The organism is Pseudoalteromonas sp. K222D (genome assembly GCF_017653575.1).
In the GTDB taxonomy this organism is placed as follows: Bacteria; Pseudomonadota; Gammaproteobacteria; order Enterobacterales; family Alteromonadaceae; genus Pseudoalteromonas; species Pseudoalteromonas nigrifaciens.
On record NZ_JAGGDL010000004.1, the window covers coordinates 91,005 to 110,026 of the forward strand.

Here is a 19,022-nt window from a genome sequence, read left to right on the forward strand (position 1 = left end):
CATGGCTTTTATAGATTAGGTAAAGGTTTAAGTTTTAGCTTTGTTCATCGCGTAAAAATACTGGCTCAAGCTCTTTCACACTTGCTTCGGCGCTAAAGTAATAACCCGCTACTGTAAACTCTTTAAGCTGGCTTAGCTGAGTTACTTTATTTTCGATGAGGTAACGCGCCATCATGCCTCGTGCTTTTTTAGCGTAAAAACTAATTACTTTATATTGACCATTTTTACAGTCTTTAAAGTGTGGAGTAATTATTTGTGCATTAAGGGCTTTTTTATCAACCGCTTTAAAGTACTCGTTTGAAGCAAGGTTAACTAAGTATTGGGCGTCCTCGGCTTTTAATACCTCGTTAAGTTTATTGGCAATTACACTGCCCCAAAACTCATACAGGTTTTTACCACGACTGTTTTCAAGCTTGGTGCCCATTTCAAGGCGATACGCTTGCATTAAATCAAGCGGCTTTAAAAGCCCATATAAGCCCGATAATATGCGTAGGTGGCTTTGTGCGTAATCAAGCTGATTAGCCGTTAGCGTGCTAGCATCTAAACCACCATATACATCGCCATTAAAGGCCAGTACCGCTTGTTTAGCGTTTTCTGTGGTAAATGGCTGTGCCCACTCACTAAAGCGAGCAGCGTTAAGCCCTGAGAGCTTATCGCTAATTTTCATCAGGCTGCCAATTTGCACAGGGGTTAGTTCACGGCATACTTGCATCAGTGCTTCGCTGTGCTCAAGTAATTCCGGTTGAGTGAACTTATCGGTTGCAGGTGGCGTGGTGTAATCAAGATTTTTTGCAGGTGAAATAACAGTGATCATAGTTAGCTATTGACTTGTAATTTATTTAATGTCAATTTCAACATTAAATGAAACGAAAAGCACGTTTTGTTTAATATTAAACAGACTGATCCTACCTTAATAATTCATACATAACCGTTTTTATATTGATAAGGACATAAGACCTATCAAGCATTACTTCGCTGTTGCAGTATGGTGTAATATTAAAGTAGTTTAGATTTTCTTTTAACTTGCTTGGAATGAGGAAAGCAAATGACTAACGCGCTACAAAGGCTAAAACAACATTCATCAATCGTGGCCGACACGGGTGATATTGAAGCAATTAAAAAGCATCAACCAGAAGACGCAACGACCAATCCGTCATTGCTATTAAAAGCGAGCGAGATTGAAGCCTATAAGCCTTATTTAAATAAAGCATGGAGCTACGCCAAAGAAACCGAGCAAGATCCAGCTAAGCAACTAGCGCTAGCATGCGACTACTTTGCGGTATTATTAGGTAAAGAAATTAGCGCTATTGTACCTGGTTATATTTCTACTGAGGTAGATGCACGTCTTTCGTTTGATACCCAAGCAACTATTGATAAAGCGCACACGCTACTTAGTCTTTACGAAAAAGAAGGCGTAAGCAAAGATAAAATCTTAATTAAAGTAGCCTCTACTTGGGAAGGCATTAAAGCCGCTGAACAACTAGAAAAAGAAGGTACTAAATGTAACCTTACTTTATTGTTTAGTGATGCCCAAGCACGTGCTTGCGCCGATGCTAACGTATTTTTAATCTCGCCATTTGTTGGTCGTATTTTAGATTGGCACGTTGCTAACGGTATGGAAAAACCGACCGACCCACTGCAAGATCCTGGGGTACAATCGGTACGCAGCATTTTTGAATTTTATAAACGCCACGACTACAAAACGGTAGTTATGGGTGCAAGTTTTCGTAATACCGGCGAAATTATTGCCCTTACTGGTTGCGATAAGCTAACTATTAGCCCTAATCTTTTAGAAGAGTTGGGTAACCTTGAAGATGCACCAGAATACTTACTAGCAAAAGATGTTGCGCAGCAGCCAAAACCGGCACCGCTTAGCGAAGCTCAATTTCGTTGGTTGCATAACCAAGATGCTATGGCGACTGAAAAGTTAGCTGAAGGTATTCGCTCTTTTGCTGATGCTCAAGAGCAATTAGAAGCACGCTTTAAAGCCATGTAATTGGCTCAAACGCTTGTATAAAAACGTCGCAGTTGCGACGTTTTTTTATGCCTGTAATTTATATGCAAAAAACTTATAAACCCATCATAAAGCAAAGCTTCATCAACAAATCACACTTTAGTAACATAAATGTCACTTTTATATTCTATTTTAGCTAGGCCTATGGTATAGGTATTCGCGAAGTTAATACCTATTGCGTTAAATTAGTGAGCCGTTATAGCTTATGTTTTTAATAAGACTGGTATCAAATGCAGTCTAAAGGAGATATTCATGGATAGCCTAAGCAATATAATAGAAGGTCCTGAAACAAAAAAGGAAGCTTCTCAAAAAAATAAAAAAAGAAGATGGCGCGAAATCGAAGCAATACAAGAAAAGTATCGTTTACGCAAAGAACTACAGGAGTTGGACTACTTTACAGACAGCATAGCCGTTAATGAGCTCGACTTTTAAACGACTAACTAAAAAGGCCCGCATTACTGTGCGGGCCTTTGGTTTTAAAAGTTAAAATTATACTTGCCAATTAATCGGCGTTTTACCTTGAGATTGTAATAACGCATTCGTGTCTGAAAAATGCCTACAACCAAAAAAACCTCGATGAGCAGACAGTGGCGATGGGTGCGGCCCTGCTAAAATATGCTGGCGTGCGCTATCAATTCCCTTACCTTTTTTTTGTGCATGAGCCCCCCACAAAATAAATATTACTCCTTCACAATGGGTGTTTATATGCGCAATAACCTTATCGGTAAATTGCTCCCACCCTAAGTGTTTATGCGAATGGGCTTGGCCTTGCTCTACCGTAAGTACTGTATTGAGTAAAAACACTCCCTGCTCTGCCCAGCTTTGCAAGTAACCATGGGTAGGAATAACAAAATCGTTTATATCGCTAGCCAGCTCTTTATAAATATTTTTAAGCGAAGGTGGCAGCTTTTTAACCTCAGGTAATACTGAAAAACACAAACCATGCGCTTGGCCTTCACCGTGGTAAGGATCTTGCCCTAAAATAACAACGCGTATATCACTAAGCGGTGTTGCAGTAAATGCGCTAAACACTTGATCTTTTGGAGGATAAACAGCAACACCTTCACTGCGGCGCTTAGCAACGTAGTCGAGTGTTTGCTGCATATATGCTTGCTGTAATTCTTGCTTTAAAAATGCAGTCCAATCGCTCATTGTATGCTCTTTATTTGTTGACGTGATACGTCTATTTTATCACACATATCGGCCAGCCCATCTAGCATACGCGCTGAAAAACGATGTAGTAAGTCGGCATTTACAGATAAAAACTGCTTATTTTTTACTGCGGGTATTTCTGGCCATTGCTGCCAATTAATAGTAGGTTGCGGTGTTGCTGATTTTTCATCCGGAATAATTATAATTTGCGGCTTAGCCACAATCACATTTTCTATGCTTATTTGTGGATAGTCGGTGCGGCTATTTGCAAATACATTGGTTACTTGGCAAGTGGCTATTAACTCACTTATTCCGGTACTTTTCGACACTGTCATCATCGGCTCAGACCAGAGTTGATAAAAGCCAGTGAGTTTACTTTTACCCTGTTGCTTGGCTTTAATGGCTGCAAGTTTAGCATTAAATGCTTTTACCACTTGCTCGCTTTGTTTAATGTTACCGGTAAGTTTTCCTAGCATAAGCAACTCATCGGCAATACCTGTAATTGTCGTTGGATCAGTTAAATAAAGCTTAATACCTAAGCGCTCTATTTGTGCTAAATCATCGCTTTGATTACCACTTTTCCAAGCAATTACTATATCAGGCTTAAGGACTAAAAGCTTTTCGATTGAAATACCATAGTAACCGCCAATACGGGTAATACCTTTTGCCGCTGCAGGGTAGTCGGCGTAATCAACTGTGCCAACAATATTATCTCCCGCGCCTATTGCATACAGGTTTTCTACTATGTGCGGGGCCAGTGCCACAATACGCAGTGTTTTAGCTGGCTGTACTTTATCAATTTGTACCTTGTTGGCCTGCGCATGCTGGGATAAACAGAGTAACAATAGGCCAACAACAAGCTGTTTAAACATTAGTAATCAAAACCTTGCAGAGCTTTAACACCTGCATCAAATGCATGTTTTACATTACGCACTTCGCTTACTGTGTCAGCCAGTTCTATTAATTTACGATGGGCTGCGCGGCCGGTAATAATAACCGACTGCATTGGCGGTCTGTTGCCAATCGCCTCTAGCACTTCATCTACATCAATATACCCATAGGTTACCATGTAGGTAAGCTCATCGAGCAGCACTACATCTAGGCTTGCATCGCTAAGCAGTCGCTTTGATTCTTGCCAAGCAGCTTGCGCGGCTGCGGTATCGCTCTCTTTGTCTTGGGTATTCCATGTAAAGCCTGTGCCCATTACCACAAACTCCACACCCGCACCCTGTAACAAGTTACGCTCTCCGCATTCCCAAGTGCCTTTTATGTACTGACACACAGCGGCTTTTTTTCCATGACCAACACAACGTGCTACCACACCAAAGCCCGAGGTCGATTTACCTTTGCCATTACCGGTTATAACCTGAAAAATACCTTTTTCTTGTTGCGCTGCAGCTATTCGTGCATCAACTTGATCTTTTAATTTTTGTTGGCGTTGCTGATGTTTATCTTTACTTTGTTCGCTCATGATTATGCCCTTCATAAATTTTAATAATGTGTGCAATATTTAAATGCGTTTCACACATGGCAGCTAAACGCTCTAGTTGCTGCTCACGGTGCTGGTTAATATTAACCGGATTAATAACTGTATCGGCTTTGAGCCACTTTAATATTTGCAATGTGGCACTCGCTTGATCAAATAAGCCATGTAAATAAGTACCCGCTATGGCGTTATCATCACTAATAAACCCATCGGCTGTAAAGCCATTTGGGTGTTCATTAAAGCTTAAAAATGGTTTATTAAGTGCTTCACCTTGGCTAATGCCTGCATGAATTTCGTAGCCACTACAAAGTGTTTGCTGGTTATTTAATTGCATAGTCGCGGTTACATTACTCAATATTTTTTGTGCTGTAAGTGTGCTGGTAAAATCACTTAACGCTAGCCCCGGCATATGCTGTAATGATGACTCAACACCTAGGGGATCATTAATACTATTGCCAAGCATTTGCATACCACCACAAATACCGAGCACTTTACCACCATAACGTAAATGGCGTTTTATTTGTGTATCCCAGCCTTCATTTTTTAAAAAGGCTAAATCACTTAATACGTTTTTACTCCCCGGTAAAATGATCAAATCAACATCGGGGATCGCTTGTGTATGCGCTACATAATTAATATTTATATTGGGATGTAAGCGCAGTGCATCAAAGTCAGTATGGTTGCTAATGTGCGGCACAAGCAGCACGGCAATATTAACGCTGGCATTAGTTAGCGTATTATCAATAGCAATTGCATCCTCAGCATCTAATGCAAGGTCGTGTAAATACGGCAATACGCCTAACACCGGTTTACTTGTGTACTGTTCCAGCCAATCAAGTCCACTTTGTAATAAGCTTATATCGCCTCTAAAACGATTTATTACAAAGCCTTTTACCCGCGCTTGCTCCGACTCACTCAACAATGCCAAAGTACCCACTAAATGAGCAAACACACCGCCTTTATCTATATCGGCAATTATAATTACGGGGCAGTCAACGGCTTCGGCGTAGCCCATATTAGCAATGTCGTTGGCTCTGAGGTTTATTTCGGCTGGGCTGCCCGCCCCTTCCACCAGCAATAAATCAAAACGTTTTGCTAAACGGTTATGCGACGTGAGTACTGCATCCATAGCTACTTTTTTATAATCGTGATACGCCCCAGCTTCCATATTACTTATGGCTTTACCATGAATAATAACCTGCGCGCCAGTATCGCTATTTGGCTTAAGTAATATGGGATTAAAGTCAGTTTCAGGGGCTACCTTTGCCGCTATAGCTTGCAGTGCTTGAGCACGACCTATTTCACCACCATCATCTGTAACTGCACTATTTAATGCCATATTTTGTGGCTTAAATGGCGCTACATTTAGCCCTCTATTAGCAAATACTCTACACAGCGCCGCAACCAGTGTACTTTTACCCGCATCGGATGTGGTGCCTTGCACCATTAACGTTTTCATTTTATAGCCCTATACCTGGCGCTTACGAAAATACAATAAGCTTAAAAAAAACACGCTACCAATAGCTGCAGTAATAACCCCAACGGGTAACTCTTGATTAGTTAATAACGTGCGCGCTAGCACATCAACCCAAACCATAAAAGTACCGCCCACCAAACTCGTTACCAGTAAGCCAGATAAGCTACCTTGGGAGATAAAAAAGCGCACTATATGCGGCACCATTAATCCTACAAAGCCAATTCCGCCACACATAGCCACTAACACTGCCGTTATCAGCGAACTTAAAACTAGCATCAATATTCTAAAGCGATGTACCCGCACACCCAGTGTTATAGCACTTTCATCGCCGAGCAGCATGGCATTAAGTTGGCGCCTAAAACTAAGCATTGTAAATGTACACAATACAATAACCACAAAAGGTAACCACAGCGTTGCCCACTGCGCTCGTGCAAAACTGCCGAGCGTCCAAAATAAAATAGCCGCAACTGCCTGAGGATCGCTCCAGTAAAGTAATAAACTGGTAAATGCGCTAAATAAAAATGACAAGGCCACACCTGCCAGCAGCATAGACTCTACTTGCCCACTTTGCTGCCGCCCTGCAATCAATATAAGTAAACTCATAGCGACTAAACTGCCAGCCAATGCCGCTGCCGATAATGCAAAGCCCGCACTAATGCCCACAAACGCCATGAGTATAACTACCCCCAAAGACGCCCCAGACGATATCCCAAATAAATAAGGATCTGCTAACGGATTACGCGTCACGGTTTGCAAAATAAGCCCGGCAATGGCTAAACCACTGCCAGCTAAAAATGCCAGTAATGTGCGTGGCATTCTTAATTCAACAATAATTCGAGTGTTAAAGGAGCCCTCTGTTGAGGTGAAAATACTTTTAAATACATCAGTTAATGATGTGTCGGCAGCGCCATAACTCAGCGCCGTAAATAACGTAAATAATGCAGCTAGTACTGTGACTAAAAGTGCTATTGAATGATTGTTAAGCATGCGCATATTATTCATACCCATAAAAGTAAGTAATATGTGGAATAACACCACCTAGTTTAGACATTTGCGGGTGGTGGCTTACTTGTGCACATACACCAAATACATCATTGAGCATGTCCTCGCTAAGCACATCGATGGGAGAGCCAGTATTAACAATTTCGCCGTGATTTATAACCACCAGCTCATCGCACATAGCAGCGGCTAAATTTAAATCATGAAACGATGCAAACACAGTAACGCCAAGCGATTTAGCCAACTCCATTACCTGAATTTGATACTTCACATCTAAGTGGCTGGTTGGCTCATCCATAATTAATAGTTGCGGTTGCTGCACCATAGCCCGAGCAATTAATGCACGTTGTTTTTCTCCTCCCGAAAGCGACTCAAAACGTTGGCTTGCATGATTCTGCAAGCCAACTCGCGCTATAGCTTGGTTTATTTTTTGTGTGTCGGCTGTTGTGGTGGTGCTAAATAATGCTTTGTGCGGGGTTAACCCAAGTGCAACCACATCTAATAAAGTTAAATTAAATTGTGATGGGGTTTCTTGTAAAACAACCGCAACCTGCTTTGCGTATTCATGGCTTTTTAACTGCCAAATATCGGTATTATTAAATTTAATTTGCCCTGCAGTGGGCTGATTAAAGCGATACAAACACCGCAGTAAACTAGATTTACCTGCGCCATTGGGGCCAATTAAGCCAACGAACTTACCTTGCTTTATTTGCAAATTAACATTGTTGAGGATAGTTTTACTGCCAATATTCCACGACACGTGATTAACGCTTAACAATGGTGTATTTAATGGCGTTTGAGTTTGCAATAGTTAGCCCTAGGCAGGAATGCGCTCACTAACAATGCAACTAACTATGGCTAGTACATAATTTGAAGATGAGTAAACCCGCTCGTTAAAATAGTTTATTTGTATCTGACTTAAAGCGTTATGCTAATTACAGTTGCGGGAACAGTTGAGGAGTTGCACCTCATTCCAAATGAATACTCTATTATGGGCGGCTAAGTAAATAATTTAAAGCAAAAAAAACCGCACTTAACAAAGTACGGCTTAAAAAGGCAGTGCTAAGCGCTGCTTAAAATTTATATTCTATACCTACACCTAAGTAGTCTTGGTCAACGTTGTTGTCCATATCGAAATTAGAATAAAAACCAAATAATTTAGTGTTTTTATTTAACTGATGATCAACACCTGCCGAAATAGCCGTTTTGTCATCACTGCCTTTAAAATCCATTGCCTGGTACTGCAATTTAAAGGTATTGCTAGCCATAGTGTAAGCCGCACTTAATAAATAACCGTCGGCCTCACTACTGCCATCAACTTTTTCTTGCGTTTGATACATAGCGCCTAATTTAAAATCGGCTACTTTACCTTGTACTGATGCGCGCACTACATCGTAGCCGTTCACTTCACTATCGGCAGCAATAGCGGCATATATTGCGCTCTTTTTAAGGGCTGCGTCACCATAAGTTACTGCCATTGAATAGCCATTTTTAGCACCTGCTGCATCGCTATCCTCTGCAACAAACGTAGCCAAAAGCTTAAAACCTTGGTAAGAATTAGAGGCATAAGAAACACTACTGCCCATTCTATTTTCACCTTTAAAGGCATTTTTAATGTCGCCTTCAAGGTCGCTAAATAAATCAACTTTACCTTGTGACTGCTTAAGCGCGGTATCGTTACGGCCAATAACAACTTGGCCAAACGCGCCTTTTAAACCTATATACTGATTACGAGCAGAGATATTGTCGTCATTATCACCTTTTGAGTCGGCGTCAGAAACATCAACTTGAAATTCAAACTTATAAACAGCTTCTAAGCCATCAGATATTTTTTCAGACCCTTTTAAGCCCAAACGTGATGAGTTACTTTTAATTTCGGTAAAAGACCTCTCACCATCATCCGACGACTGTAGTGTTACGTTCGCTTTACCGTAAAAATCCACTTCAGCAAGCGCATTAAAAGACAAACCACCTAATAAAGCTACACATAAGCTCGACTTTACAAATTTCATGTTATTTCCTCGATAATCACAACAGACTCGTTTTTAATGCAACAGGAGTTTGGCACTGTTAAATGACAAAAATATTACAGCCGTCATATTTTTACACTTTTAAATTCATAAAAATACATAATAGTTGCAATCAAACGTACATATACAGCAAAGCCATTGCCCTTACTCTACGGGTAACTTAGGGGTCATTTGGGTTAATAAATTTACTAGTGTTTCTATTAACTCTTTTTGCTCATTGTCTCTGTGATAGGCAACAAATATATCGCGCGAGGTGGTTTCCACGTCTTTCACATGAAATAACTCGCCCTTTTCTAAATGCGCCGCAACAAGTACTTGAGGAATAAATGCACTCCCTCCGCATTGCAATATTAAATCCAGTGCTATACGCCCGGTACTTGTTCTAAAGTAAGGTGGGGTTTTGCCTGTAAACTGGCGAGCATGCCACAGTGAGAACGTGGTGCCCCAGTCAACATATACGTACTGGTTATCAAAAAAGTTATCGTAACTGGCAGTATCAAACGCGCTTACCGGTATAATGGGGAGTTCACAAATTCGCTCAACTACCAGTTCATCAACTTTGGGTGGATCAAATAAAATAGCTAAATCTAAGGTGCGCTCTAATAACAGGCGGGTACTTTCTTGTTGTGCTTTTACCTCAGCCACCAAAGACACACCGGGCATTGCCGATACAATATTAGTAATACCAAACTGTAAAAATGCATCCCAAATGTTTGGTGTACCCGCTAGGCAAATTTGTTTATGCATATTATCGGCAAGTGCCACATCTACTTTTGCTCTTTGCATGCCAGTAATGATCATTTGTGCATGGGGTAATAAACGCTCACCTGGCGCTGTTAGTTGAATATTATTGCGCTGGCGAATAAACAAATTAACACCAAGCCCTTGCTCTAATTGACGAATTCTAAAGCTTACTGCAGACTGCGTGATATAAAGGTTTTCAGCCGCTTTGCCAAAGTGACGAGTGCGTACTACCTCAACAAATGTTTTTAATAAATCGATATCCAATTTTTTATCCTCACGATAAAAATAACTTGTTTAAAATATTTGCAAACTTGCCGCATACTCCAGCAATTACCAAGGTATGAGGGTACAACAATGAGCAATGATATTTCACTACTTCGCCAAGCATTTGTTAGTCAACGTCAGTTTTTTGATGATCAAAACTTCCCACGCGGATTTGGTCGCAGCGGAAACTTTACCTTATTAGAAGCCAGTATATTAGAGCAACACGGTGTTGTTTTAAAAGGCTTACATAATAAAGCCCTAGAGCCACAAAATGAACATCAGCAACAATTTGTCGCTGTTATTAGTGGTACTTTAGAGCCAACCAATGCAATTGAGCGCGCTTGGGTTAAATACTTAAAGTTAACAACAAGCAAAGCAAAGTTCCATACATTATTTGGCCGCTCAAAAATAGCGACCCCAGCACCAATAAGCCAAGACTATTACGCCGAGTCAGACAGTATGTAATTGCTTTAACTATTTAATTTTTACATTTTAAATAGTTAAACATACACCAAGCCTAGCGCGAGTACAAAATACATCGCGCTACGTGCTTACTTAAGTTAACTAACTTTTAAACCACGCCTGAGGCCACAATAGCGGCTTTTTTACGTTTACGAGATTGCCTAAAAGAGTCCCAACTAAAAATAGCCAATGCACTCCAAATACAAACAAATGTAACTACTCGCTCGGCATCAAACACTTCACCGTAAAGCATCACAGCTAATATAAACATCAAACTTGGCCCTATGTACTGAAAAAAGCCTAAAGTGGTGTATTGCAAACGCTTAGCAGCGCCGGTAAAGCACAGTAGTGGTAAGGTGGTAATGATCCCGGCACTAATGAGTAACACATTGGTATGCCAGTCATTAGCAGGCAAGCTTGACGTTGCTGTAGGCACCATTAAATACCAATAAATAAGCGCTACGGGCAAGAGTATAAATGCTTCTATTGAAATACCGGACAATGCTTCCACTGGCAGTTTCTTACGCAGTAAACCATATATTGCAAATGATATAGCTAGCGAAAAAGCAACCACAGGAAATGAGCCAAAACTTATTAATTGCAGCAGTACACCGGTAAATGCTAAAGCAACAGCAACCATTTGAAACTTACGTAAACGTTCGCCTAAAAATAACACTCCCAGTAATACATTTAGTAACGGATTAATGTAATAACCTAAACTGGCATCAAGCATATGATTATTATTAACTGCCCATATAAACAAGCCCCAGTTAAACCCCAGTATCGACGAGGTTAAAACCAGCATTAACAATAACTTAGGCTGTACTATAATGCGTTTAATTCTATCCCACTGGCCTAAAATACTCACAATAATAATTAAAAACATCACCGACCACACAACACGATGCGTTAAAATTTCAAATGCAGTAACATGCTGGAGTTGCTTAAAGTATATAGGTGCTAAACCCCATATAGTAAAAGCGATGCAAGCCAAAATGGCGCCCTTGCGCTTCTCGGTATCAATCGGCATAAATAAACACTTAGTTATTCAAAAGGTCGCCAGTTTACTCCGCAAACTTTTATTAGCCAACTAAATACGTGCCCGTACCAAATGCTATTTGTACTGCTTGCTCATTATGCAATTCCATCCTACAAACACATACTTTATTGCCCGAGCGAATTAAAGTGGCACTGGCTATAAATTTCTCGCCTTTGCCTGGGCGTAGGTAATCGGTGCGCATATCTATAGTGCCCAAGGTGGCTAGTTTTTGCTGCACAGATAAAATATCAACATCGTTTAGCTTATCTATTACACTTGCTGCAGCTAACATACCACCTACGTTATCGAGCACTGCCGAAATAACGCCGCCATGGAGTATTTTTTGTGCCGGATTACCTATGAGTATATCCTGCCAAGGAAACGATATTTTTGCTTGTTCTGGGCTAAGTGATTCTACCGATATTTTTAAAAACTGATTAAACGGCATATTATTTACAAACAGCGAGCCTACATGCTCTATTAACATTTCTTTATTCATTATTATTCTCTATGTTATATCTGGTAAGAGGAGTAAAGCATAACTAGGATAAAACTAGCAACACAGTTAAATTTATTAGCCGCTTAAAGTCAGCTAATATCCCCCCCCTGAGCGAGTAAATTCACACGTTATAAATTTATTCAAAAAACATTCAACACTCGCTAAAGACATCCTGTACAAAAAACACTAAAATACCCCGCAATGAATACATTAACACCACCCTCTAGCTCACTTGTGCGCACCCCTGAAGCTGTACTCAAACAAGTGTTTGGTTATAGTGAATTTCGCGACGGCCAAAAAACGGTTATTGATGCAGCCATTAACGGCCAAGATTCGTTGGTATTGCTGCCAACCGGTGGCGGTAAATCTGTGTGCTATCAAATACCCGCTTTAGTGCTTGAAGGGGTAACTATTGTTATTTCTCCGCTAATATCGCTAATGCAAGATCAGGTAACTCAACTACAAGCGCTGGGCGTTAAAGCCGCATATATAAATAATAGCTTAGCCCGCGAAGAGCAGCAGCAGGTATACCAACAACTCCATCAGGGATTAATTAAACTACTGTATGTTGCCCCTGAAAAAGTGCTGCAGCGAGAGTTTTTAGAGCGCTTATCGCATTTAAAAATCAGCTTATTTGCTATTGACGAAGCGCATTGTGTATCGCATTGGGGGCACGATTTTAGACCCCATTACTTTCGTTTAAGCGAATTAAAACAACGCTTTGCTCATGCACCTATGATGGCCCTTACTGCAACTGCCGATAAAGCCACTCGTTTTGATATTGTTGAGCAATTAAAGTTACAACAACCCTATATTCATACCGGCAGCTTTGATCGCCCTAATATTCGCTACACCATAGAAGAAAAATTTAAACCTATGGTGCAACTGCTGCGCTATTTAAAAGAACAAAAAAGCCAAAGCGGCATAATTTATTGCACCAGCCGTAAGCGCGTAGACGACATAGCCGAAAAGTTAGCCGACGCGGGACTTAACGCCGCCGCCTATCATGCAGGTATGAGTAACGAGCAGCGCCAATTTGTGCAAACCGGCTTTGCCCGCGACGATATACAAATAGTGGTTGCTACAGTGGCCTTTGGTATGGGTATAAATAAACCCAATGTGCGCTTTGTATTGCATTACGATATTCCCAAAAGCATAGAGTCGTACTATCAAGAAACTGGCCGCGCTGGGCGAGATGGACTTGCCGCTGAGGCTATAATGTATTTTGATCCGGCTGATATAGGCCGCGTAAGACGCTTTTTTGAAGATATTGACGACGAGCAACGTCGCCGCGTCGAAGAGCAGCGCTTTAATGCCATGGCCAGTTTTGCCGAAGCACAAACCTGCCGTCGACAAATACTGCTTAACTATTTTAGTGAGTATCAACGTGAGCCATGCGGTAACTGCGATATTTGCTTAAATCCGCCCAAAAGCTTTGATGGCACTTTAGTAGCGCAGCAGGCGCTATCGTGTGTATACAGAGCAGAGCAACGCTTTGGCCTTGGATATATTGTTGAGTTACTACGCGGTGCAAACACCAGTCGTATTCGCGATAATAACCATCATCAACTCAGCACCTACGGCATTGGCAAAGACAAAAGTAGTGAATTTTGGCTAAGTATTTTACGCCAACTTATTCATCAAGGCTTATTAAGCCAAGATATAACCCAAGGTGCATCACTGCGTTTAACCGAAGCCGCGCGCGCTATTTTAAAAAGCGAATATGCGTTGCAACTCGCAGAGCCTCGCCTGCAAGCGAAGCATGTTTATCAAGATAAATTAGCTCAGTTTAATTACGACAAAAAGCTATTTGCTCGCTTAAGGGCGCTGCGAAAAGAGTTAGCCGATGCCGACGATGTACCGCCGTACGTGGTATTTAACGACAAAACGCTTGCAGAAATGGCGCAGCTAATGCCGACCAACGACAGCGAATTCTTAAAGGTGTCGGGTGTTGGCTTTACTAAATTAAATAAGTATGGCGGTGAGTTTTTAACTGCAATTCGCAACTACCTTGCTACTAACTAAGAGCATTATGACCATAATAGAATATCACCACACGCATCAATGCATTATTATTACGCCGGTAGAGCCGCCCCACGACGAAGACTTTGAACTGTGGAGTCGCTTGTTTTTACACCACGATGAAATAACCATTAATGAGTACTCTGCTGGTGCCGATCGCCATCAACTGCGCTTCACTTATCAGCAGCAAACATTTAATTTAAATTTTGAACACTACAGCCAAAGTATTTGGATTAACGGCGAAGGCCATGACGCTGAACATTTATTAGCCGCACTTACTTTTTACCTAAGTTAATAGCAATTAAATAACTTCAAGCTCTCTACTTTTAACTTACATTTTAGTAACAATGATGTAAGCTGATATTACGGTAGTAATTTGCTACGTAGCAGTAAAGGGTTTGAATGATTACTAAAAAATGGATTTCATCTTGTTGTTTTAGCCTCTGTATTCCAAGCTTTTTTATGTTCAGTTTAGCTGCGCAAGAAACCCCTCATGCGCAAAATGATTGCGCAAGCGAGCAACCAACGCCATCAAGTAGTAATAATTTACGCCGTCAACTAGATCAACCAACGCCACTGTTAAAGCAAAGTAGTAATGCAAAAATTGCCAATATTACTTTGCAGCAACTTAACGTATTTAATACTGAACTCGAAGCCGAAAATAACGCCCTATTTCGCTTTGCTAACCGCGCGCATATTCAAACCGAGCCTGAGGTTATTAAAAGTATTTTATTGTTTGAGAGCGGTGATAATTTTGATCCTAAAAAGCTCGCCGAATCAGAACGCTTACTGCGTAAACAAAACTATTTATACGATGCTCAAGTCATTGCCACCGAAAACTGCGAAGGGAACGTTAATGTTACCGTCGTTACGCGTGACTTATGGACACTACTACCAGAAATAAGCTTTAGCCGCAGTGGCGGGGAAAACAAATCAAGCATTGGTTTTCGCGAATCTAACTTATTTGGCTGGGGTAAGCGTTTGTCGTTGTCGCGCACTACAGATAGCGATCGTAATGGTTATTTATTTGTATACGACGATCCTAATATTTTATCAACCCGCTATCGTGGGCGTTTAGAGTACGCCGATAATAACGATGGTAAACGCCATCTGCTAGAACTTACCTATCCGTTTTTTGCTATAGACACCCCTTTTAGCTACGGTATTTTAAGCTATTCAGAGCAACGCGAAGAAGCGCTATATCAGCGCGGTGAAAAGTTTAGTGAATTTGATCAAACGACCGACTACAACAGCTTTTTTGTTGGTCACTCCAAATCATTAAGCCGTAACTGGACCCAGCGCCTCAGCCTGGGCTACGTTGATGAGCAACATACTTTTGCTGCAATAGAATCTACCTTTGCCCCCTTAGCCGTCGATCGCAGCTTAAGCTATCCTTATGTAAGCGGACACTGGTTTGAAGATAACTTTATAAAAGTACGCAATTTCGACAGTATTTATCGTACTGAGGACTTAAACTTAGGTTGGAACATAAAAGCCTTACTGGGCTACTCCGATGAATCTGTTAGTAACGATGATAGTCGCGCGGTTTACTCTTTTAACTTTAATAAAGCTCACTTTAGTGGCGATAATACCTTATGGCGCTTTAGTGCAGACATTGATGGTTACTGGAATAAAGAGCAGGACAAATTTGAAAACCTGATCTCCACCAGCCAAATACAATATTATTTAAATACCAGCATTGATCAGTCTTGGTATGTAAAAGCTCGGGTGCAGTACGCTAAAAACCTCACTAACGATAAACAACTTACACTCGGCGGCGAAACCGGCCTACGTGGCTATCCTATGGATTATCAGCATGGAGATCGCAGCTTTTTAGTGAGTTTAGAAAAGCGCTACTATTGGGAATATGATTTGCTGCAATTATTTAAAGTAGGCGGCGCTGCTTTTCTTGATGTTGGCCGAGCATGGTCTAACACCCCAAACAATATTGAAGATAGCCGCGTTCTTAAAAATGTAGGTATAGGCCTGCGCTTAGCACCAAGCCGTGCTAATGCCGGCACCATGATCCATATAGATATAGCTGCACCGCTAGATAGTGCCGATGGCGTAGATTCGGTACAGTGGCTGGTAAATGTTAAAAATTCTTTTTAAATGGCTATTTCGTCGCACCCTAAAGCGTTAAACTGGGCATATATAATTATTGTGAGACTATAACTTTGGAATTGTTAGCTCTGCTTGGCACCCAATATAAACTGGTCGTTACCCTTATTGCGTTATTACTTTTTCCGATACTGTTAAAAGGTACTAAAAAGCTTCTCGAAAAAGCTATTAAAGGGAAAATAGACCTACACCGAAAATATCGTGCTGAGCTATTACTTAAGATTATCCTCGCATTTGTGATGTTATGTTTAGTGCTGGTATTTTGGGGTATTGAGCTACGCGGACTCCTAGTACTAGGTTCGTCGCTATTTGCTATGTTAGGTGTTGCACTGTTTGCCGCTTGGTCATTACTGAGTAATCTTACCGCTTTTTTACTGATGTTTATTCAAAATGACTGCCGCGTTGGCTATTGGGTACGTATTGTTGATGGCGCAAATAGTATTGAAGGGCGCATTATAGAAATGGGCTTAATGAATGTAGTGCTTGAGCACATTGACGGGCATAGAGTTATATACCCCAATAACTTATTTGTAACTCGTCCGGTGCTGGTTTTAAACAAAGAGCCTAAGCCAACAAAAGCCCCGGTAATTAGGCGTATTATTGGCCCCAAAAAGCCAAATAAATAGCAATAAAAAAGCCGTTTTGTTATCCCAACTGGGTTAACTAAAACGGCTTTACAATTTATTCTACCAACATTTAGTAGCTTACTATTACAACTAGTTATTTAACTCAGCTGTTTTAAGCTCATCATCTAAATCATTTATTTCATCAATAAAAGTGCCAAGTTGTTGTTCAACCAAGCTATTTGCATGAGCAAAATATGCAATATGAAACACTGCATCACCCTCATTTACTAATGGCATAGTTTGCTGGCCAATAATAATTCCACTGCGTGGTGCTGGTAACTCAAGTTCAGAGTCGCCAAGTGGGCTGCTAATATAAGCAAGCACTTGTCCCTTAGTAACACGCTCTCCAAGCGATACCTGCGCACGCACAATGCCATCTACATTAGCACGCACCCAACTTGTAGAGCTGGCTATAATAGGCTCAGGAAGCTTTCTAGGACGCTTACCACGGATCATTTTTAAATGGCGCATAACATAGTCAACGCCTTGTACACCTGCAGCAATCGCAAATGGGTCAAAACGCAGTGCTTCACCGGCTTCATAAGTAATAACCGGGATCCCTAAGTTAGCGGCTTCGCTGCGCAGTGAGCCATTACGTAACGAGGCATCTATCACTGCGGGTGTACCAAATGCTTTAGCCATTTGTGCGGTGGCTTCATCGGCTAAATTAGCGCGTATTTGCGGTAAGTTAGTGCGGTGAATAGCTCCGGTATGTAAATCAATAATATGGGTACAATGTACTGCCACTTGATTAAAAAACATATACGCCATACGACCAGCCAGCGAGCCACGCTCTGAACCCGGAAAACTGCGGTTCATATCGCGTCTATCAGGTAAGTAGCGCGACTTATGTATAAAGCCAAACACATTTACAATCGGCACCGCAATCAGCGTGCCGCGCAACTGGTTAGGATCTATTTTAGCAAGTAATTGCCGCACCACTTCTACGCCATTGAGCTCATCGCCATGAATAGCCGCACACACCATAAGTACCGGCCCTTCCATAACACCATTAACCACTTCAATTGGAATATTAAGTGGAGAGTGGGTATAAAGTTTTGCCGCTTCTAAGGCCAGCGTTTTACGCTCGCCTACGCCAACACTTTCACCTAATAAGGTAAAAGAACGGTTAATTTTAACCTTTGCCACGAGTTGCTGTTCCTTTACTTGATGCTGTTTTTTCAATGAAATCAATCACCATGCCTGCAATATCTTTACCTGTTGCTATTTCAATGCCCTCAAGGCCTGGTGATGAGTTAACTTCCATCACTAAAGGACCACGTGATGAGCGAAGTAAATCAACACCGGCTACATTTAAGCCCATCGCTTTAGCAGCTGCAACGGCTGTTTTACGTTCTTCTGGCGTAATACGCACTAATGTAGCGCTACCACCACGGTGAAGGTTTGAGCGGAACTCACCTTCTTGTGCTTGGCGTTTCATTGCTGCAATCACTTTGTCACCTAAAACAAAACAACGGATGTCAGCACCACCGGCTTCTTTAATGTATTCTTGCACCATAATGTTAGCTTTTAAGCCCATAAATGCTTCAATAACACTCTCAGCCGCTTTACGCGTTTCAGCCAATACCACACCAATACCTTGCGTGCCTTCTAGTAGTTTAATTACTACCGGCGCACCGCCTACCATTTCGAGCAAGTCTTTTACATCATCTGGTTTACTAGCAAAACCAGTCACTGGCATACCTACACCTTTACGAGATAAAAGCTGTAATGAGCGCAACTTATCGCGAGAGCGAGAAATAGCAACCGACTCGTTTACTGGATACACGCCCATCATTTCAAATTGACGCAGCACCGAACAGCCGTAAAACGTAACTGATGCGCCAATACGCGGAATAACTGCATCAAAGCCTTTTAAGTTTTCACCACGATAGTGAATTTCTGGTAGCTCAGAGTTTATATTCATATAACAACGCAGTGCATCTACTACTTTAACTTCGTGACCACGAGCTTCAGCCGCCTCAATTAAACGACGCGTTGAATACAATTTTTTGTTGCGAGATAAAATACCAATTTTCATAATTTAAACCTTAAATAAGTACGTATTATTTTAGAAGCTTAGTCCC

At 41.3% G+C, this 19,022-nt stretch carries 20 protein-coding genes and 1 riboswitch; of the genes, 7 read left to right on the top strand and 13 right to left on the bottom strand.

Annotated elements, in window-relative coordinates:
* Window positions 1-34: 34 nt before the first annotated feature.
* Complete coding sequence (gene yaaA / locus J5X91_RS03915; protein ID WP_208834099.1) at window positions 35-814, bottom strand: peroxide stress protein YaaA; 780 nt, start codon at window positions 812-814, stop codon at window positions 35-37.
* Between the two features lie 231 nt (window positions 815-1,045).
* Between yaaA and tal the strand changes: the two genes are divergently transcribed.
* A complete protein-coding gene (gene tal, locus J5X91_RS03920) occupies window positions 1,046-1,996 on the top strand; it encodes a transaldolase (protein WP_089368743.1) in 951 nt (316 codons plus the stop codon).
* Window positions 1,997-2,266: 270 nt separating this feature from the next.
* On the top strand, window positions 2,267-2,446 hold the full coding sequence (locus J5X91_RS03925; RefSeq protein ID WP_011329208.1) for a DUF3545 family protein: 180 nt from the start codon (window positions 2,267-2,269) through the stop codon (window positions 2,444-2,446).
* A gap of 57 nt (window positions 2,447-2,503) precedes the next feature.
* Here the strand turns inward: J5X91_RS03925 and ung are convergent, their stop codons facing one another.
* From ung to J5X91_RS03965, 8 genes are all read right to left on the bottom strand, one after another.
* Window positions 2,504-3,166 carry a uracil-DNA glycosylase gene (gene ung, locus J5X91_RS03930; protein ID WP_208834100.1) on the bottom strand — a complete coding sequence of 221 codons (663 nt, stop codon included), beginning with the start codon at window positions 3,164-3,166 and terminating at the stop codon, window positions 2,504-2,506.
* Window positions 3,163-4,038, bottom strand: a complete 876-nt coding sequence (locus J5X91_RS03935) for a cobalamin-binding protein (RefSeq protein WP_208834101.1) — start codon at window positions 4,036-4,038, stop codon at window positions 3,163-3,165. Before J5X91_RS03935 ends, ung begins: the two co-directional genes overlap by 4 nt.
* On the bottom strand, window positions 4,038-4,637 hold the full coding sequence (gene cobO, locus J5X91_RS03940) for a cob(I)yrinic acid a,c-diamide adenosyltransferase (RefSeq protein ID WP_182683923.1): 600 nt from the start codon (window positions 4,635-4,637) through the stop codon (window positions 4,038-4,040). Before cobO ends, J5X91_RS03935 begins: the two co-directional genes overlap by 1 nt.
* Window positions 4,621-6,111 carry a cobyric acid synthase gene (locus J5X91_RS03945; protein ID WP_179806965.1) on the bottom strand — a complete coding sequence of 497 codons (1,491 nt, stop codon included), beginning with the start codon at window positions 6,109-6,111 and terminating at the stop codon, window positions 4,621-4,623. The genes cobO and J5X91_RS03945 overlap by 17 nt, the downstream gene beginning before the upstream one ends.
* 9 nt (window positions 6,112-6,120) lie before the next feature.
* Window positions 6,121-7,122, bottom strand: a complete 1,002-nt coding sequence (locus J5X91_RS03950) for an iron ABC transporter permease (protein ID WP_011329213.1) — start codon at window positions 7,120-7,122, stop codon at window positions 6,121-6,123.
* 1 nt (window position 7,123) lies between these two features.
* Window positions 7,124-7,936, bottom strand: a complete 813-nt coding sequence (locus J5X91_RS03955; RefSeq protein ID WP_208834102.1) for an ABC transporter ATP-binding protein — start codon at window positions 7,934-7,936, stop codon at window positions 7,124-7,126.
* A 78-nt stretch (window positions 7,937-8,014) separates the two neighbouring features.
* Window positions 8,015-8,156, bottom strand: a riboswitch (cobalamin riboswitch).
* A gap of 45 nt (window positions 8,157-8,201) precedes the next feature.
* Complete coding sequence (locus J5X91_RS03960; RefSeq protein ID WP_208834103.1) at window positions 8,202-9,140, bottom strand: porin; 939 nt, start codon at window positions 9,138-9,140, stop codon at window positions 8,202-8,204.
* Window positions 9,141-9,302: 162 nt separating this feature from the next.
* Window positions 9,303-10,166 carry a LysR family transcriptional regulator gene (locus J5X91_RS03965; RefSeq protein ID WP_011329216.1) on the bottom strand — a complete coding sequence of 288 codons (864 nt, stop codon included), beginning with the start codon at window positions 10,164-10,166 and terminating at the stop codon, window positions 9,303-9,305.
* 90 nt (window positions 10,167-10,256) lie between these two features.
* Here J5X91_RS03965 and J5X91_RS03970 point away from each other — a divergent pair, with 90 nt between their 5' ends.
* Window positions 10,257-10,631, top strand: coding sequence for a DUF413 domain-containing protein (locus J5X91_RS03970; protein WP_208834104.1), 375 nt, complete (start codon window positions 10,257-10,259; stop codon window positions 10,629-10,631).
* A 106-nt stretch (window positions 10,632-10,737) separates the two neighbouring features.
* Here the strand turns inward: J5X91_RS03970 and rarD are convergent, their stop codons facing one another.
* Window positions 10,738-11,658: an EamA family transporter RarD gene (rarD, locus tag J5X91_RS03975; protein WP_011329218.1), complete on the bottom strand. Its 921-nt coding sequence runs from the start codon at window positions 11,656-11,658 to the stop codon at window positions 10,738-10,740.
* Between the two features lie 52 nt (window positions 11,659-11,710).
* Window positions 11,711-12,166, bottom strand: a complete 456-nt coding sequence (locus tag J5X91_RS03980; protein WP_172459223.1) for a thioesterase family protein — start codon at window positions 12,164-12,166, stop codon at window positions 11,711-11,713.
* A 201-nt stretch (window positions 12,167-12,367) separates the two neighbouring features.
* Here J5X91_RS03980 and recQ point away from each other — a divergent pair, with 201 nt between their 5' ends.
* From recQ to J5X91_RS04000, 4 genes are all read left to right on the top strand, one after another.
* Window positions 12,368-14,191, top strand: coding sequence for a DNA helicase RecQ (gene recQ, locus J5X91_RS03985; RefSeq protein WP_208834105.1), 1,824 nt, complete (start codon window positions 12,368-12,370; stop codon window positions 14,189-14,191).
* 7 nt (window positions 14,192-14,198) lie between these two features.
* Window positions 14,199-14,483 carry a DUF3630 family protein gene (locus J5X91_RS03990; RefSeq protein ID WP_011329221.1) on the top strand — a complete coding sequence of 95 codons (285 nt, stop codon included), beginning with the start codon at window positions 14,199-14,201 and terminating at the stop codon, window positions 14,481-14,483.
* 107 nt (window positions 14,484-14,590) lie between these two features.
* Window positions 14,591-16,300 carry a ShlB/FhaC/HecB family hemolysin secretion/activation protein gene (locus J5X91_RS03995; protein ID WP_208834106.1) on the top strand — a complete coding sequence of 570 codons (1,710 nt, stop codon included), beginning with the start codon at window positions 14,591-14,593 and terminating at the stop codon, window positions 16,298-16,300.
* Window positions 16,301-16,365: 65 nt separating this feature from the next.
* Window positions 16,366-16,935, top strand: coding sequence for a mechanosensitive ion channel domain-containing protein (locus tag J5X91_RS04000; RefSeq protein ID WP_011329223.1), 570 nt, complete (start codon window positions 16,366-16,368; stop codon window positions 16,933-16,935).
* A 90-nt stretch (window positions 16,936-17,025) separates the two neighbouring features.
* On the opposite strand, the gene J5X91_RS04005 is transcribed toward J5X91_RS04000, so the two are convergent.
* On the bottom strand, window positions 17,026-18,084 hold the full coding sequence (locus J5X91_RS04005) for a succinylglutamate desuccinylase/aspartoacylase family protein (RefSeq protein WP_011329224.1): 1,059 nt from the start codon (window positions 18,082-18,084) through the stop codon (window positions 17,026-17,028).
* A complete protein-coding gene (gene rimK, locus J5X91_RS04010) occupies window positions 18,071-18,976 on the bottom strand; it encodes a 30S ribosomal protein S6--L-glutamate ligase (protein WP_011329225.1) in 906 nt (301 codons plus the stop codon). Before rimK ends, J5X91_RS04005 begins: the two co-directional genes overlap by 14 nt.
* Between the last annotated feature and the right edge of the window lie 46 nt (window positions 18,977-19,022).

Bases quoted from the DNA above. Each gene is read 5' to 3' on its own strand.
- tal (WP_089368743.1), top strand. From the start codon at position 1,046: ATGACTAACGCGCTACAAAGGCTAAAACAACATTCATCAATCGTGGCC.
- yaaA (WP_208834099.1), bottom strand. From the start codon at position 814: ATGATCACTGTTATTTCACCTGCAAAAAATCTTGATTACACCACGCCA.
- J5X91_RS03925 (WP_011329208.1), top strand. From the start codon at position 2,267: ATGGATAGCCTAAGCAATATAATAGAAGGTCCTGAAACAAAAAAGGAA.
- ung (WP_208834100.1), bottom strand. From the start codon at position 3,166: ATGAGCGATTGGACTGCATTTTTAAAGCAAGAATTACAGCAAGCATAT.
- J5X91_RS03945 (WP_179806965.1), bottom strand. From the start codon at position 6,111: ATGAAAACGTTAATGGTGCAAGGCACCACATCCGATGCGGGTAAAAGT.
- rarD (WP_011329218.1), bottom strand. From the start codon at position 11,658: ATGCCGATTGATACCGAGAAGCGCAAGGGCGCCATTTTGGCTTGCATC.
- rimK (WP_011329225.1), bottom strand. From the start codon at position 18,976: ATGAAAATTGGTATTTTATCTCGCAACAAAAAATTGTATTCAACGCGT.
- J5X91_RS03970 (WP_208834104.1), top strand. From the start codon at position 10,257: ATGAGCAATGATATTTCACTACTTCGCCAAGCATTTGTTAGTCAACGT.
- recQ (WP_208834105.1), top strand. From the start codon at position 12,368: ATGAATACATTAACACCACCCTCTAGCTCACTTGTGCGCACCCCTGAA.
- J5X91_RS03960 (WP_208834103.1), bottom strand. From the start codon at position 9,140: ATGAAATTTGTAAAGTCGAGCTTATGTGTAGCTTTATTAGGTGGTTTG.
- cobO (WP_182683923.1), bottom strand. From the start codon at position 4,637: ATGAGCGAACAAAGTAAAGATAAACATCAGCAACGCCAACAAAAATTA.
- J5X91_RS03980 (WP_172459223.1), bottom strand. From the start codon at position 12,166: ATGAATAAAGAAATGTTAATAGAGCATGTAGGCTCGCTGTTTGTAAAT.
- J5X91_RS03995 (WP_208834106.1), top strand. From the start codon at position 14,591: ATGATTACTAAAAAATGGATTTCATCTTGTTGTTTTAGCCTCTGTATT.
- J5X91_RS03950 (WP_011329213.1), bottom strand. From the start codon at position 7,122: ATGCGCATGCTTAACAATCATTCAATAGCACTTTTAGTCACAGTACTA.
- J5X91_RS03935 (WP_208834101.1), bottom strand. From the start codon at position 4,038: ATGTTTAAACAGCTTGTTGTTGGCCTATTGTTACTCTGTTTATCCCAG.
- J5X91_RS03990 (WP_011329221.1), top strand. From the start codon at position 14,199: ATGACCATAATAGAATATCACCACACGCATCAATGCATTATTATTACG.